Source organism: Pseudomonas sp. CF161, from assembly GCF_000416215.1.
Classification (GTDB): Bacteria; Pseudomonadota; Gammaproteobacteria; order Pseudomonadales; family Pseudomonadaceae; genus Aquipseudomonas.
This window is the reverse complement of sequence record NZ_ATLP01000111.1, coordinates 179,332-192,364: the sequence shown is the minus strand read 5'-3', so window position 1 is coordinate 192,364 and position 13,033 is coordinate 179,332. Positions and strand designations below refer to the sequence as shown.

General features: G+C 63.2%; 14 protein-coding genes and 1 tRNA gene. 8 read left to right on the top strand and 7 right to left on the bottom strand.

The window, feature by feature from the left end; all coding sequences use genetic code 11:
• Positions 1-87: 87 nt before the first annotated feature.
• Positions 88-1,050, bottom strand: coding sequence for a LysR substrate-binding domain-containing protein (locus tag CF161_RS25735; RefSeq protein ID WP_020299557.1), 963 nt, complete (start codon positions 1,048-1,050; stop codon positions 88-90).
• A 90-nt stretch (positions 1,051-1,140) separates the two neighbouring features.
• Between CF161_RS25735 and CF161_RS25730 the strand changes: the two genes are divergently transcribed.
• Positions 1,141-2,130 carry a DMT family transporter gene (locus CF161_RS25730; protein WP_020299556.1) on the top strand — a complete coding sequence of 330 codons (990 nt, stop codon included), beginning with the start codon at positions 1,141-1,143 and terminating at the stop codon, positions 2,128-2,130.
• A gap of 18 nt (positions 2,131-2,148) precedes the next feature.
• Here the strand turns inward: CF161_RS25730 and CF161_RS25725 are convergent, their stop codons facing one another.
• The gene (locus CF161_RS25725; protein ID WP_020299555.1) at positions 2,149-3,303 is read right to left on the bottom strand and encodes a Fic family protein; all 1,155 of its coding nucleotides are present in this window, start codon (positions 3,301-3,303) and stop codon (positions 2,149-2,151) included.
• A 468-nt stretch (positions 3,304-3,771) separates the two neighbouring features.
• Here CF161_RS25725 and CF161_RS25720 point away from each other — a divergent pair, with 468 nt between their 5' ends.
• The 3 genes from CF161_RS25720 to CF161_RS25710 all read left to right on the top strand — a co-directional run bounded on the left by CF161_RS25720 (position 3,772) and on the right by CF161_RS25710 (position 4,953).
• Complete coding sequence (locus CF161_RS25720; protein ID WP_020299554.1) at positions 3,772-4,050, top strand: hypothetical protein; 279 nt, start codon at positions 3,772-3,774, stop codon at positions 4,048-4,050.
• A 107-nt stretch (positions 4,051-4,157) separates the two neighbouring features.
• The gene (locus CF161_RS25715) at positions 4,158-4,739 is read left to right on the top strand and encodes a hypothetical protein (protein WP_020299553.1); all 582 of its coding nucleotides are present in this window, start codon (positions 4,158-4,160) and stop codon (positions 4,737-4,739) included.
• 22 nt (positions 4,740-4,761) lie between these two features.
• Complete coding sequence (locus CF161_RS25710; protein WP_156882734.1) at positions 4,762-4,953, top strand: DNA-binding protein; 192 nt, start codon at positions 4,762-4,764, stop codon at positions 4,951-4,953.
• A gap of 82 nt (positions 4,954-5,035) precedes the next feature.
• Here the strand turns inward: CF161_RS25710 and CF161_RS25705 are convergent.
• From CF161_RS25705 to CF161_RS25685, 5 genes are all read right to left on the bottom strand, one after another.
• Positions 5,036-5,111: transfer RNA gene (locus tag CF161_RS25705), tRNA-Phe, on the bottom strand.
• A gap of 104 nt (positions 5,112-5,215) precedes the next feature.
• Positions 5,216-5,488 (bottom strand): oxidative damage protection protein, encoded by a 273-nt coding sequence (locus tag CF161_RS25700; protein ID WP_020299551.1) that lies wholly within the window; start codon positions 5,486-5,488, stop codon positions 5,216-5,218.
• The gene (mutY, locus tag CF161_RS25695) at positions 5,485-6,552 is read right to left on the bottom strand and encodes an A/G-specific adenine glycosylase (protein WP_020299550.1); all 1,068 of its coding nucleotides are present in this window, start codon (positions 6,550-6,552) and stop codon (positions 5,485-5,487) included. The genes CF161_RS25700 and mutY overlap by 4 nt, the downstream gene beginning before the upstream one ends.
• A complete protein-coding gene (locus CF161_RS25690; RefSeq protein ID WP_020299549.1) occupies positions 6,549-8,777 on the bottom strand; it encodes an AsmA family protein in 2,229 nt (742 codons plus the stop codon). Before CF161_RS25690 ends, mutY begins: the two co-directional genes overlap by 4 nt.
• Positions 8,778-8,858: 81 nt before the next feature.
• The gene (locus CF161_RS25685) at positions 8,859-9,257 is read right to left on the bottom strand and encodes an acetyl-CoA sensor PanZ family protein (RefSeq protein ID WP_020299548.1); all 399 of its coding nucleotides are present in this window, start codon (positions 9,255-9,257) and stop codon (positions 8,859-8,861) included.
• Positions 9,258-9,566: 309 nt separating this feature from the next.
• Between CF161_RS25685 and CF161_RS25680 the strand changes: the two genes are divergently transcribed.
• From CF161_RS25680 to CF161_RS25665, 4 genes are all read left to right on the top strand, one after another.
• Complete coding sequence (locus CF161_RS25680) at positions 9,567-11,228, top strand: OFA family MFS transporter (protein WP_020299547.1); 1,662 nt, start codon at positions 9,567-9,569, stop codon at positions 11,226-11,228.
• A gap of 220 nt (positions 11,229-11,448) precedes the next feature.
• Positions 11,449-12,042 carry an imidazoleglycerol-phosphate dehydratase HisB gene (hisB, locus tag CF161_RS25675; RefSeq protein ID WP_017849940.1) on the top strand — a complete coding sequence of 198 codons (594 nt, stop codon included), beginning with the start codon at positions 11,449-11,451 and terminating at the stop codon, positions 12,040-12,042.
• Positions 12,042-12,680: an imidazole glycerol phosphate synthase subunit HisH gene (gene hisH, locus CF161_RS25670; protein ID WP_020299546.1), complete on the top strand. Its 639-nt coding sequence runs from the start codon at positions 12,042-12,044 to the stop codon at positions 12,678-12,680. The genes hisB and hisH overlap by 1 nt, the downstream gene beginning before the upstream one ends.
• On the top strand, positions 12,680-12,937 hold the full coding sequence (locus CF161_RS25665) for a DUF2164 domain-containing protein (protein WP_020299545.1): 258 nt from the start codon (positions 12,680-12,682) through the stop codon (positions 12,935-12,937). The genes hisH and CF161_RS25665 overlap by 1 nt, the downstream gene beginning before the upstream one ends.
• Positions 12,938-13,033 lie beyond the last annotated feature (96 nt).

Sequence of the window (13,033 nt, the reverse complement as noted above, 5' to 3'; positions counted from 1 at the left end):
GGCGTATCGCATGGGGCATCGCGCCCGGGCTGCGGTAAAAAATCCGCGTGATATTAATACAATGGCAGGCGCGGCGCAGCCGGATGTTCAGGCGTGCAGCGCTGGGGTGTTGGCGTCGAGCTTTTTGGCGGCCTGGGCCTCGTCGTCGGCGCGCAATTCATCCTCCAGCCATTGCACCAGGGCCCGGGTTTCGTGGCGATCGCGGTCCTGATAGCGGCTGAACACCGAGATCGCCTCGGGCAGCGGCACGCTCTGCACGCAGGGGCGAATCAGCGCGCCGCTCTCGATCAAGCGGCTGGCCGTGCGTTGCCAGCCCATGGCGATGCCATGCCCCTCGACAGCGGCTTGCAGCATCATCGGGTAGTTATCGAACACCTGGCTGGCACTGTGCTGTGCCAGGGTCAGGCCGAACGTGCCCAGCCAACTGTCCCATTCCATCAAGTGCGGCGGGCTGGAGCGGTGATGGAGCAGGGTGTGCTGCGGCAAGTCAGTGAGGGCCAGGGGCAGTGCCGTACCTGCCAGATAGCCCGGGCTGCACACCGGGAACACCTCGTCAGACGCCGTGAACGCCAGGGCCTGGGAGCCGCTGGCGCGCCCGGTGCTTTGCAGGGCGACGTCGAAATGGCCGTTGAATTCGGTCAGCGGGCGGGTGGTGGTGACCACCTGGATCTCGATCTGCGCATGCCGCTGATGAAACCCGGACAGGCGCGGCATCAGCCAGTAGAAGGCCTCGCACAGCTGGCACAGCAGCACCAGCTGGTTCTTGCGCGGCGCGCCGCGAAGCTCGTCGGCGCTGGTGCCGATGCTGCGCAAGGCACTGCCGACCACCCGCGACAATTCGATGCCCTGGGCCGTGAGAAACACCGCGCGATTGCGCCGGCTGAACAGCTGCACGCCGAGGTTCTCCTCCAGCCAGCGAATCTGCCGGCTGATGGCGGCCTGGGTGATGTGTAGCTCCTGCGCCGCCAGGGAAAAACTGCCCAGGCGCGCGGCGGCCTCGAACGGCAGCAAGCTGGCGAGTGGGGGCAGGGACTTGCCGAGAGCATTCATAATCTGTGGTTATGCATTGGCGGCTGAGAACTCGTTTGTAGCACAGAACCGGCGTTGCGCAGTATGGCCCCAGATTCAACGGAGGCCGTCATGTCCCAACCTGTCCCACATCTGGCCGCTGGCATCGCCTGCGCCGTGTTCGCCACCCTGAGCTGGGCGCTGAACTTCATTGCGCCCTACGTCAGCGGGGCTTACAGCCTGTTTGATCTGCTGGCGCTGCGGTTTCTGCTGGCGGGGGTGATCGGCGGCGTATTGCTGCTAGTGCACCGCCGCCAACTGGCCTTTATCCGCCCGTGGCAACGCGGGCTCGGCCTGAGCCTGGGGGTTATGGGTTACCTGGGCTACAGCGCCTGCATCGCCGGCGGCATCCTCTTCGCCGGCCCGGTACTGACCCCGGCCCTGATCGGCCTGGTGCCGGTGCTGCTGGCGCTGCTGGGCAATGTCCGCTGCCCGACCCTGACCTGGAGCCGGCTGGCGTTGCCTCTGGGCTTTCTGTTGTGCGGCTTGTTGTTGATCCACCTCGGCAGCCTGGATCAACCCTTTATCGCCGGTCCATCGCTGGGCATCGGCCTGCTGTTCTCGGTGCTGGCGGTGGTGATCTGGCTGCTGTTCAGCCTGCTCAACCAGCACGCCATGGATCAGTTACCGACCACCGCCAACGGCGCCTGGACCGGGCTGATGATGGTCGGCGGCGCCCTGGGCACCCTGTGCTTGCTGCCGGTCGGCCTGCACCTCGACCTGCTGCGCCTGCCGCACCTGGGGTTCGGCTTCGACCAGGCTGGCTCGCTCTACGCCTGGGCCCTGGCGCTGGCTCTGCTGTCATCGGTGGCCGGCGGCTGGGCCTGGAACCTCGCCACCCGCTACCTGCCGATGGTGCTCTCGGCCCAATTGATCTCCCTCGAATCCCTGTTCGCCAGCGTGCTTGGCCTGCTGTTCCACGGGCGCTGGCCGACCCTGTTTGAAGCCTTGGGCCTGGGGGCCGTGCTGCTGGGGGCGATGCTGGCGGTGCGGGTGATTTTGCCGGGGCGGGGGCAGGAGGTGGCTGAGGTCGGGGCGTGCGTGGGTGGGCGTTTGGATTAGCCGTGTGTGCGAGGTTCTTCAGGGCTTGTCGAGGGGCTCGGGGATGAAACCCTGCTCGCGCAGCGATTTGATAACGCCCCTGATCAGGTAGTTGTTCGAGAAGCCGATGGTGTACTGACGCGCTCCCGGACTGATGGGCAGCAGCATGCCTTGGTCCACCAGTTTTTTGATCTGGTAGGTACGCTGCCCGGCCGACAGTTTCGGCAGTACGTTGCCAATGTCCGCGGACTTGACCACTTTGATTTTTATCGCGGCCGCCAGCACCCGTTCCTCCGCCTGGGTGATCCAGCCGCGCTCGTGGGCGAAGGTCACGGCGGGGTCCAGAATGTGCGTCTTCAGGTAGCGGTAGTCAGTCAGCCGATCGACTTTCTCCAGCTCGTCCCGGACCCCCTCCAGTACGTAAGTGCACCACAGCTCCCGCCCCTCCTTGGTGCCGGTATCCGCCGTGGCGAGCATGGCGTAGTAGCGTTCTCGATCATTGCAAAACACCGCCGTGGGGTTGAGTACTCGTCCGACGGCGCTCACATCAAAGCCATATTTCAGGAGCAGGGCATAGGTCAGGAGCCGCACCACACGCCCGTTGCCATTGCTGAATGGGTGAATCCAGCCAAACCGATGATGGGCCAGCGCGACTTTCATCAGGTCGTATTTGGGAGGGTCTTCGCGGTTCACGAAGGCCACCAACTCCTGCATGTAACCGGGGACCAGTACCGCATCCGGGGGTAAGTGATCGGATTGCGCAATCTGCACGCTGCCCAGGCGATAGGCCCCTGGGGTCGGGTCTCCCTCTCGCTCCAGGGTTTGTACGGCGATGGCGTGCAGTTCTCTGATGGCCCGCTCTGTCAGTTCGGTGCCGGGGGCCATGATCTGCTCGATGTAGTCCATGGCTTTTTCGATATTGGCGATTTCGCGCAGTTGATCGGTCTGTTCGGCGGTGCCCTCGACTTTGCTCTCGATGTAATCGGCCAAGGTCGTGTGGTTGCCCTCGATCCGTGCGGAGCCCAGGCTTTCCAGTGCATGGAAAATGGATTTGAGTTGATGGAAAACACCTGGCGGCGTATCACCTTCCAGCCGGAGCCGGCGAAGGTGCTCCAGCTCGCTCAGGACGTCGACCAGGCCTGAATCGAAAGAAGGATTCAAGAGCTGCAGATCGTGGTGAGTAAAGGTTGCCATGGTGAATTTATCTCAAATCTGTTTTGTAACTATCTTTAAATATTTATTGCTAAGCCCTGTATTTAAAGGGCTGAGCGCTAGTAAGCGCTTAACGTTATCTCAAATCCAGGGTTTTACTAAGTCAAAGTGTATAGGTTGCCCGTGGCGTGCTTTTGCCCTGGCATCAGGGTTTTGTGCGCCTTGTTACTTCTGGTTATCGAGCAAGGCTTGCTCTGTGGAGAGGGGCTCTTTACTCTGCGCCGGTCGCTGCAAAATCAGCGGCCGGGTGTAGGAGCCCGATGTTCGCACCGTGCACGAGCGCCCGACTTCTCGGGTGCTTTTTGCTGCCCTGTGTTTTATGGCGGCTGTGCGCGGGCACGCTTCGGCGTGGCCGGGACGTGCGTCCGGTCTCCTACCCCGCGTACAGCTGCCACCCAGCTTGTAGGAGAGTTTGGGGGGGAAGCTTCCTTAACGCACGGAGCTACGCCAATGAACGGATATATCCCGCTACCCAACACCCCCAGCGAACACCCTGTTCTGCTGATCAACCCCAACGCCCCGTTGGTGGACCTCATGGCCTGCGCCGATCAGCGCGTACGCGCCATTCACAAGCTGATGACTCGCCTCTCATGCATGACCGCCCACAGCGCGGACGAGACCGACCTGTTCCAGATCGCCGACATTGCCGCGCTGCTGCTCAGTGACGGCGTGGCCTTGCTCGATGTGGCGCAGGGCAGGGCGATGGCATTGGTGGATAAAGCGGCCTGAGGGCCTTCGGTAAAGCGGCCAGGCCGGTCATGGCCTGGCCGCCTCGCTTATGAACACGCCGCGCAGGTAGGCTGGCGGCTTTTGCTGATGGACCAGGAACGACAACGATGACATTACGCACATGGATTGGGCTGGCGCTGCTGGCTGTCAGCGGGCCGCTATGGGCCAGCGAGCCGTCCTCGGTGTACCTGCGCTGCACGATGACCGTCGAGCAGTACACCAAGGCCATGGCGGCGCCTCCAGGCTCGGCGCTGGCCTACAGCGATTGGCAGGCGTGGTTCGACAGCCAGGGCCCGTCCGGCCTGGGGCCGGTCGAGCTGGAATGGCTGCGTGACTATTCCGCTGCCCCCAACCTGCAAGCCCTGGTGCAGCTATGGCTGGGCGCAGGCGGGACCTCACGCTATGACCCGCAGACCGGGAGCTGGCAGTTTGCGCTGCTGGAGTTCACCGACAACTACGGCGAAATGATCCAGCTGCTGGCGCCCCTGCGCGGCGTCGCTTCTTACTGCCAGCCGCAGTCGGGCAGCTTCCTGTTTATCTACTCCTACTTCTGGGGCAACGGCGACAACGCCTACCTGACCCTGGATAACCCGCGCAGCCAATTCGCCCCCGGCCCGACCCCGGCCCAGCGCTCCGAGGCGGATGCGGCGCTCAAGGTGCTGATGGAGTCGAGTGCCGAGAGAAATTGACATGGACTGTTTGGAGGGTGAGATGGCGAAGAGCAGATTGAGCCGGTGGGATGTTGTCGATCATCTGCGGACCGAGCACGACCGGTCGCTTTATCTTGAGGCCTGCCAGCAGGAAAGCGATCCGCAGCTGCTGGCTGTCGCCCCGGGTGATATCGCCCGGGCGCGGGAAATGCATCGGCGCCCTGAGTCATGGAAAAAGCCGATACAGGGCTAAAACTCCAGACAACAAAAAACCCGCACTAGGCGGGTTTTCTGGTTGCTCTCACGTGATGTAAACACCACCTGAAAGCTGAAGGTGGTGCCCAGAGACGGAATCGAACCGCCGACACGGGGATTTTCAATCCCCTGCTCTACCGACTGAGCTATCTGGGCAACGGGGCGCATTAAACGGGTTTTTCGGGGGGGCGTCAAGCGAGTTTTGAAAAAAATGTTTAATTATTACCGTCGCTTACGTTCCACCCCCGATTTATACGGGTTTATTCAGCTGGCGGCACGTAGCCGTCGGCCTTGGCGTATTCCTCGCCGGAGAAGAACTTGTCCATCTCGCCCTGCAAATATTTGCGGTCTTCGGCGTTCATCATGTTCAGGCGTTTTTCGTTGATCAGCAGGGTCTGGTGTTTTTGCCAGTCGGCCCAGGCCTTGGCCGAGACGTGGTCGAAGATGTCCTGGCCCTTGGCGCCTGGAAACGGCGCGCGCTCCAGGGCGGGCAATTCTTCGTGGTACTTGCGGCACATGATGGTGCGGGTCATGACAACTCTCCTGCGTTCAAGACGTCGGCCGCGCGTTTAAGCAGCTTTTTCACCGGGGCGGCAAGGCCCAGGCGCGGCGGGGTGGCGAGGTTATACCAGAGCCAGTCGGCCTCGGCCACGTGATGGGCCGACTCCTCGACCTGGACCAGCCAGGGTTCGATGGCCAGCTGGAAGTGGCTGAAGGTGTGCACCAGGCTCGGCAGTTCGTGTTGCTTGCCCAGGGCCAGCGAGTGTTGCAGCGCCAGGTGTTCGAGGTCGGCCAGGTCGTCGAGCTCCGGCAGGCTCCACAAGCCGCCCCAGAGGCCGCTGGAAGGGCGGCGATAAAGCAGGATGGCGCCGTCGCGATTGGCCAGCATCGGCATCAGGGTGCGCTTTTGCGGCACGCTCTTGCGCGGCTTGGGGATCGGGTAGCGGGTTTCGAGCCCCAGCATGTGGGCCTCGCAGCCGCGCTCCAGGGGGCACAGCAGGCAACTGGGCTTGCTGCGGGTGCAGAGCGTGGCGCCCAGGTCCATCATCGCCTGGGTGTAGTTGTTGACCCGGGTGTGCGGCGTGAAGCGCTCGGCGGTGGCCCACAGTTGCTTGGCCACCTTGGGCTCGCCCGGGTAGCCCTCCTGCGCCGTGAACCGTGCCAGCACGCGCTTGACGTTGCCGTCGAGGATCGAGGCGCGGATGCCCATGCTCAGGCTGGCGATGGCGCCGGCGGTGGACAGGCCGATGCCCGGCAGTTCGGTGAGTTTCTCGACGTCGCGGGGGAACTCGCCGCCGTAGTCGGCAACGATGATTTTCGCGGTCTTTTGCAGGTTGCGCGCCCGGGTGTAGTAGCCCAGGCCGGTCCACAGGTGCAGCACTTCGTCTTCCGGCGCGGCGGCCAGGGCTTCGACCGTCGGCAGCGAGGCCATGAAACGGTCGAAGTAGTTGAGCACGGTGCTGACCTGGGTCTGTTGCAGCATGATCTCCGAGACCCACACCCGGTATGGGGTGATGCCCTGTTGCCAGGGCAGGTCGTGGCGGCCGTGGTGGTCGTACCAGTCCAGTACCGCCGGTGCAAACTGTTCCGCTCTCATCGTTTGAACAGCCCTTTGAGCGCGTTTTTCAGTTCCGGGCTGACCTTGTCGCCGAGTTTCTCTTCAAGCTTTTCGCTGAGGCGATTGCCGGCCATCCGCGTTGCGACCTGGCCCAGGCCGTCCTTGTCCAGGCGGCAGGCCTTGGCCCCCAGTTCCAGCGGGCCACGGCAGCGCAATGGCAGTTCGAGGCCGACAAAACGCTCGCCGACCTGGCAGGCTGGGTCGGGCATGTCGCTCTTGTCGCCTTCGACCACGATGCCGACGCGATAGTCCATGCCCAGCACCCGCAGGTCGATGTCGCCGTTGCCGTTGACGGTCATGCCCGGGATGCGCACTTTCAGGTCCGGGTTGCTGGCCACGCCGTTGCGAAAGGTCAGGTTGCCCTTGAGCTCCTGGAACGGCGTGTCCTTGCCGCGTGGGGTGCTGCTGAGGGTCTTGCGGTTGAGGAAGGCGATGCCCTGGCACAGCTGCTGTTCCAGGTTGGCGTTGAGCAGCACGCCGTTGTTGATCACAAAGCTGGTGGTGCCGTTGAGGCTGTCGATCAGGGCTTTCTGGCTGTTGCCGCTGCCGCTGAGGTTGCTGTTGAGGGTCACCAGGCCCTTGACCGGAGGCGTCTGCCCCTGGCTTTCGAGGATGCGCTCAACCGGCACTCGGTTGATCTTGGTCTGCAGGCTCAGCAGCGGGGTGGTCTGGCGCACGTCGAGGTTGCCGCTGGCATCGAAACTGCCGTTGTACAGCTCGCCGCGCAGGCTTTGCAGTTTCAGCAGGCCGCCCTGGCCGTTGGCCTTGAGTGCGGCATTTTGGATCGGCAGTTTGTCCAGGGTCAGTTGGCCAAAGCTCAGGTCGGCGTCGACATCCAGCTTGCTCAGACGCTCCACCGGCAACAGGCGTTCGGTGCTCCAGGCGCCCTTGGTCGGTGCGTCCGGCAGCGGGGTGGTGCCGGCGCCGGCCATGGCATCGGCCTCGCTGCTTTGCACTTCGGCCTTGCGGGCCACCGCTGCGCTGTTGGCGGCGGCGGACTTGGGCGGCAGGTAGCGGTCGACATTGAAGGTGTCGGCCTTGAGCTGGGCGCGCAGCGACTGCTTGGCGAAGTCTTCGATGGCCAGGCGGCCGCTGAAGGTGCTGTCGTCGAGCTTCAGGTTCAGGTCTTCCAGGGCCAGGCTGGTGGGCGTGCCTTGCAGGCGGCTGACCAGCTCGACCTTGGTCAGGCTGCCCTCGGCCATGGCCGGCAGGGCCTGGCCGATGCTGTCGACGAATTTGGCCAGGTCGAACTGGGCAATCGAGATGCCGCCACTGATCTGCGGGGTTTTATCCAGGTCATTGACCTTGAGTTCACCCAGGGCGCGCAGCTGGTTGGCGGAGATTTTCAGGCCGGTCCATTCACCGACGTTGGCCGCCTTGTCCAGCAGCAACTGGCCCTGGGCGGCGAAGGTCACGGTCTTGCCTTGCAGCGGGTCGCCGGTGACTTCGCCCGACAGGCGCATGTCTTCGAACTGGTAGCGCTGCAGGGCGCGGTCAAAGCGCAGCTCGCCGTTGAGTTCGGTGCGCACCCGCACCACTGGCTGGTTGCTGGCCAGGAATGCGGTGAGTTTGACTGGGGTGGCGGTGGCCTCGTGGATCGGCCCGGTGCTGAGCTGGATGCTCTCGGCGGTGAACTGCTTGCCGCTCTGTTCGTCGTTGTATTCAACCCGGGCGTTGTTCACGGTGAGGCTGTCGATGTCGAGGCGGATCGGCTGCGCGGCCTTGTCGGCGGTGGCCGGGGTGTCGACGCTCGGCTCGCCGGTGCTGGTGGCCGGGGTCTCGGCCTGTTTCGCCATGGGCGCGGCGCGGCCGATGTCTTCCCAGTTGCCGTGGCCGTCCTTGTCGCGGTTCAGGCGCAGGTTCAGGCCTTCGACCCGCACATCGCTCATCTGCACTTCGCGGCGCAGCAGGGGCAGCACGCGGACCGACAGGCCAAGCATCTGCAGATCGGCGAAGGGCTGGGTCGGGTTGGCCAGGGTGGCGACGCTGGCTTCGTGCAGTTCGAGGCCGAGCCAGGGGAACAGGCTCCAGCCGATGTCGCCATTGAGCGTCAGCTCGATGTGGGCCTTGTCGCGGGCAATCTGGCGAATCTCGTCTTTGTAGTCGTTGGGATCAAACAGGTGGGTCAGGGCAAAGCCCAGAGCCACGATGATCAGCAACAGCCCGAGAAGTACCAGACCCAGGATTTTGCCGAACGCTTTCATGGGCGAGTCCTTGTAGTGTCGAATTCAAATTTAGCCAGGGAGTATAGCGCCCCGGAACCGACGACTGGTCACCGATCGCGCCTAGAGCTCATCCAGCTCCAGATGCAGTTTGGCGGCCAGTGCCTGGGCCGGCAGATGCCCGGCTGGCGCGAGCAGGCGCAAGGTGGCGCCCTGTTGTCGAGCCATTCTTTGTGCCTCGCTCACCAGCCGCTCGGCCACGCCACGGCGGCGGGTGATGCTGCGCACGCACAACTGGGACAGGTGCCAGACCGCTGGGTGCTGTTGCAGGCGCGCGGCCCCCAGCAGGCGGTCGTTGAAGCGCCCGGCGATCAGCGAGCCGTCGCCCAGGCCGGTTTCAATCAGCTCCCCGGCGTCGCTCAGCGGTGCGAACAGCCAGTGAGGGGCGTCCTGGTAGATTTTCTGCAGGTCCTGCTGATCCTGATAGCTCACGTGGTGCAGCGACTCGACAACGATGGGCATGGACTCTCCTGGGCAGGCAGTGCGGCGTCGGCCAACATGGTTGCAGGCGGGCCGGCTGTTGCGCATGGGCTCGGGCTGTTGCCGGGTGTGCCTGCAGGTTTACAGGGGGCTAAGCAGATGGGCACTGCGCCGCTATCTGTTTGCGTTTTCTGTGGCGGGCAAATGGTAACCTCTCGCCGTTCGTCCGTCCCTCTGCGACTTAACGTCGCGCTCAAATGGAGCTTTACTCAATAAAACGGTCATGCCTGCGTGCAAAGGCCGTGGGTGAAGAGCGGCCGACGAATAATTCTAACAATTGGGGGAATATCCATGAGCACTAGCACTTCGGCGGGCAGTACCGCCGTCCAGCCAGCGTTCTTGTCCAAAGAACGCATCATCGCCAAGCCCGGTTTCAACCGCTGGCTGGTTCCACCGGCCGCCCTGGCCATCCACCTGTGCATCGGCATGGCCTATGGCTTTTCCGTGTTCTGGCTGCCGTTGTCCCAGGCCCTGGGGGTGACCGCTCCGGTGGCCTGTGCGCCGGACATGAGCTATATCGCGCAGATCTTCTCGTCCCAGTGTGACTGGCCGATCTCCATGCTCGGCTGGATCTACACCCTGTTCTTCATCTTCCTCGGCTGCTCGGCGGCGATCTGGGGTGGCTGGCTGGAACGCGCCGGCCCGCGCAAGGCTGGCGTGGTCTCGGCACTGTGCTGGTGCGGCGGTCTGCTGATTTCGGCGTTGGGCATCTATACCCACCAGATCTGGTTGATGTGGCTCGGTTCCGGAGTGATTGGCGGCATCGGCCTGGGCCTGGGCTACATCTCGCCGGTCTCGACCCTGATCAAGTGGTTCCCGGACAAGCGCGGCATGGCCACCGGCATGGCGATCATGGGCTTTGGTGGCGGTGCCATGGTTGGCGCTCCGCTGGCCGCAGCGCTGATGGGTCACTTTGCCTCGCCGACTGGCGTCGGTGTATGGCAGAGCTTTCTGGTAATGGCCGCGATCTACTTCGTGTTCATGCTGGCCGGCGCCCTGTCGTACCGCGTTCCGCCCACCGGCTGGAAGCCCGAGGGCTGGACCCCGCCGGCGAAGCGAGCCGCCAACGCGATGATTACCCATCGCCATGTGCACGTGAGCGTGGCCTGGAAAACCCCGCAGTTCCGCCTGGTATGGCTGGTGCTGTGCCTGAACGTCTCGGCCGGTATCGGCATCCTCGGCATGGCTTCGCCGCTGTTGCAGGAAGTGTTCGGCGGCAAGTTGCTGGGCAATGGCTTGTCGTTCGGCGAACTGGATACCGCGCAAAAGGTCTCGATCGCGGCAATTGCTGCGGGCTTCACCGGTTTGTTGAGCCTGTTCAACATCGGTGGCCGTTTCTTCTGGGCCTCGTTCTCCGACTACCTGGGGCGTAAAAACACCTATTTCGTGTTCTTCGCCCTGGGCTTTGCCCTGTACGCGCTGATTCCGAACCTGGGCCACCTGGGCAATATCGCGCTGTTCGTGGCGGCGTTCTGCATCATCCTGTCGATGTACGGCGGCGGTTTTGCCACGGTGCCGGCCTACCTGGCGGACCTGTTCGGCACGCAGATGGTCGGTGCGATCCATGGTCGGCTGCTGACGGCCTGGGCTGCTGCCGGCGTGCTCGGTCCGGTGCTGGTGAACTACCTGCGTGAGTATCAGTTGAGCATCGGCGTCGAGCGCGCCGCGGCCTATGACATCACCCTGTACATCCTCGCCGGCCTGCTGGTGCTGGGTTTCCTGTGCAACCTGCTGGTGCGTCCGGTGGCCGACAAGTACTTCATGACCGACGCGCAACTGGCGGCCGAGCAGGCGCTGGGGCATGACAAGGGCGCCGACAGCAGCACCATGCTGGAGTGGAAGGCGTCGGCGTCGAGCCTGCCGCTGGTGATCGTGGCCTGGCTGGTGGTGGGTATTCCGCTGGCGTGGGGCGTGTGGGTCACCCTGCAAAAAACGGCGGTGCTGTTCCGCTAGGCCTCGGCCTGAGGCACAAAAAGCCGGTGCGTGATCTTCACGCGCCGGCTTTTTGCCGTGTGGCCTGGGCCAATGTCCGTTCGGCTGGCTTGTCATGACAGGTATAGCCCCGCAGCCATTGGCTCGCGCCCGTCAGGATATTGTCCGGCATGTTTCTGTTTGGCGGCCGTCGGGCCTATAATGGTCGCCTTTTTCGCCCAATGATTTTGCGGAGCTGGTGATGGCCGAACGTAAGGCGTCTGTCGAGCGCGACACTCTGGAAACCCAGATCAAAGCCTCGATCAACCTGGATGGCACCGGAAAGGCCCGATTTGATATCGGTGTTCCGTTCCTTGAGCACATGCTGGACCAGATCGCCCGTCACGGGCTGATCGACCTGGATATCGTCAGCAAGGGCGACCTGCATATCGATGACCACCACACCGTGGAAGATGTCGGTATCACCCTGGGCCAGGCGTTTGCCAAAGCCATCGGTGACAAGAAAGGCATCCGCCGTTATGGCCATGCCTATGTGCCGCTGGACGAAGCGCTGTCGCGCGTGGTGATCGACTTCTCCGGCCGCCCGGGCCTGCAGATGCACGTGCCCTACACCCGCGCCACCGTGGGCGGCTTCGACGTCGACCTGTTCCAGGAGTTCTTCCAGGGCTTCGTCAACCACGCCCTGGTCAGCCTGCACATCGACAACCTGCGCGGCACCAACACCCACCACCAGATCGAGACCGTGTTCAAGGCCTTCGGCCGTGCACTGCGCATGGCGGTCGAGCTGGATGAGCGCATGGCCGGGCAAATGCCCTCGACCAAGGGCGTCCTGTAATGCAGACGGTCGCGGTTATCGATTACGGCATGGGCAACCTGCACTCGGTGGCCAAGGCCCTCGAGCACGTAGGGGCCGGCAAGGTGCTGATCACCAGCGATGCCGATGTGATTCGCGAAGCCGACCGGGTGGTGTTCCCCGGGGTGGGGGCGATTCGCGACTGCATGGCGGAGATCCGGCGCCTGGGCTTCGACTCGCTGGTGCGTGAAGTCAGCCAGGACCGTCCATTCCTCGGTATTTGCGTGGGCATGCAAGCCCTGCTCGATCGCAGCGAAGAGAACGACGGCGTCGACTGCATCGGCCTGTTCCCGGGCCAGGTGAAGTTCTTCGGCAAGGGCCTGGTAGAAGACGGCGAGCACCTCAAAGTCCCGCACATGGGCTGGAATGAAGTGCAGCAAACGGTGGATCACCCGCTGTGGCACAACATCGCCGACCGTGCGCGCTTCTACTTCGTGCACAGCTATTACATCGCCGCCGGCAATGCGCGGCAGGTGGTGGGTGGCGGTCATTACGGCGTCGACTTCGCCGCAGCACTGGCCGATGGCTCGCGTTTCGCCGTGCAGTTCCACCCGGAGAAGAGCCATACCCATGGCCTGCAATTGCTGCAGAACTTCGCTGCCTGGGACGGGCGCTGGTAATGGCCGCCAAGAAAAAGCCGCCGATCCTGACCCTCACTCCCGAGCAGGAGAACGAGGCCAATCACAAGATCAAGCGCTTTATGGAGGATCGCTTCGAACTGGACCTGGGTTCGTTCGAAGCGGCCGAAATCCTCGATCTGTTTACCCGCGAAATTGCGCCGCACTATTACAACAGGGCGATTTTCGATGTGCAGACGCACCTTAAAGAAAGGTTCGAAAGCATCGAAAGCGACTTGTGGGCGCTCGAAAAGAATTAGGGCAGCGGCAAGCTTCAAGCTGCAAGCTGCAAGATTTGGTAGACCGCATGCTTGCAGCTAGTCGCTTGCAGCTTGCCGCTCTTTTGACGAAGGAAA

Coding starts and splice junctions, on each gene's coding strand:
- CF161_RS25735 (WP_020299557.1), bottom strand. CDS start 1,050: ATGAATGCTCTCGGCAAGTCCCTGCCCCCACTCGCCAGCTTGCTGCCG.
- CF161_RS25730 (WP_020299556.1), top strand. CDS start 1,141: ATGTCCCAACCTGTCCCACATCTGGCCGCTGGCATCGCCTGCGCCGTG.
- CF161_RS25725 (WP_020299555.1), bottom strand. CDS start 3,303: ATGGCAACCTTTACTCACCACGATCTGCAGCTCTTGAATCCTTCTTTC.
- CF161_RS25720 (WP_020299554.1), top strand. CDS start 3,772: ATGAACGGATATATCCCGCTACCCAACACCCCCAGCGAACACCCTGTT.
- CF161_RS25715 (WP_020299553.1), top strand. CDS start 4,158: ATGACATTACGCACATGGATTGGGCTGGCGCTGCTGGCTGTCAGCGGG.
- CF161_RS25710 (WP_156882734.1), top strand. CDS start 4,762: ATGGCGAAGAGCAGATTGAGCCGGTGGGATGTTGTCGATCATCTGCGG.
- CF161_RS25700 (WP_020299551.1), bottom strand. CDS start 5,488: ATGACCCGCACCATCATGTGCCGCAAGTACCACGAAGAATTGCCCGCC.
- mutY (WP_020299550.1), bottom strand. CDS start 6,552: ATGAGAGCGGAACAGTTTGCACCGGCGGTACTGGACTGGTACGACCAC.
- CF161_RS25690 (WP_020299549.1), bottom strand. CDS start 8,777: ATGAAAGCGTTCGGCAAAATCCTGGGTCTGGTACTTCTCGGGCTGTTG.
- CF161_RS25685 (WP_020299548.1), bottom strand. CDS start 9,257: ATGCCCATCGTTGTCGAGTCGCTGCACCACGTGAGCTATCAGGATCAG.
- CF161_RS25680 (WP_020299547.1), top strand. CDS start 9,567: ATGAGCACTAGCACTTCGGCGGGCAGTACCGCCGTCCAGCCAGCGTTC.
- hisB (WP_017849940.1), top strand. CDS start 11,449: ATGGCCGAACGTAAGGCGTCTGTCGAGCGCGACACTCTGGAAACCCAG.
- hisH (WP_020299546.1), top strand. CDS start 12,042: ATGCAGACGGTCGCGGTTATCGATTACGGCATGGGCAACCTGCACTCG.
- CF161_RS25665 (WP_020299545.1), top strand. CDS start 12,680: ATGGCCGCCAAGAAAAAGCCGCCGATCCTGACCCTCACTCCCGAGCAG.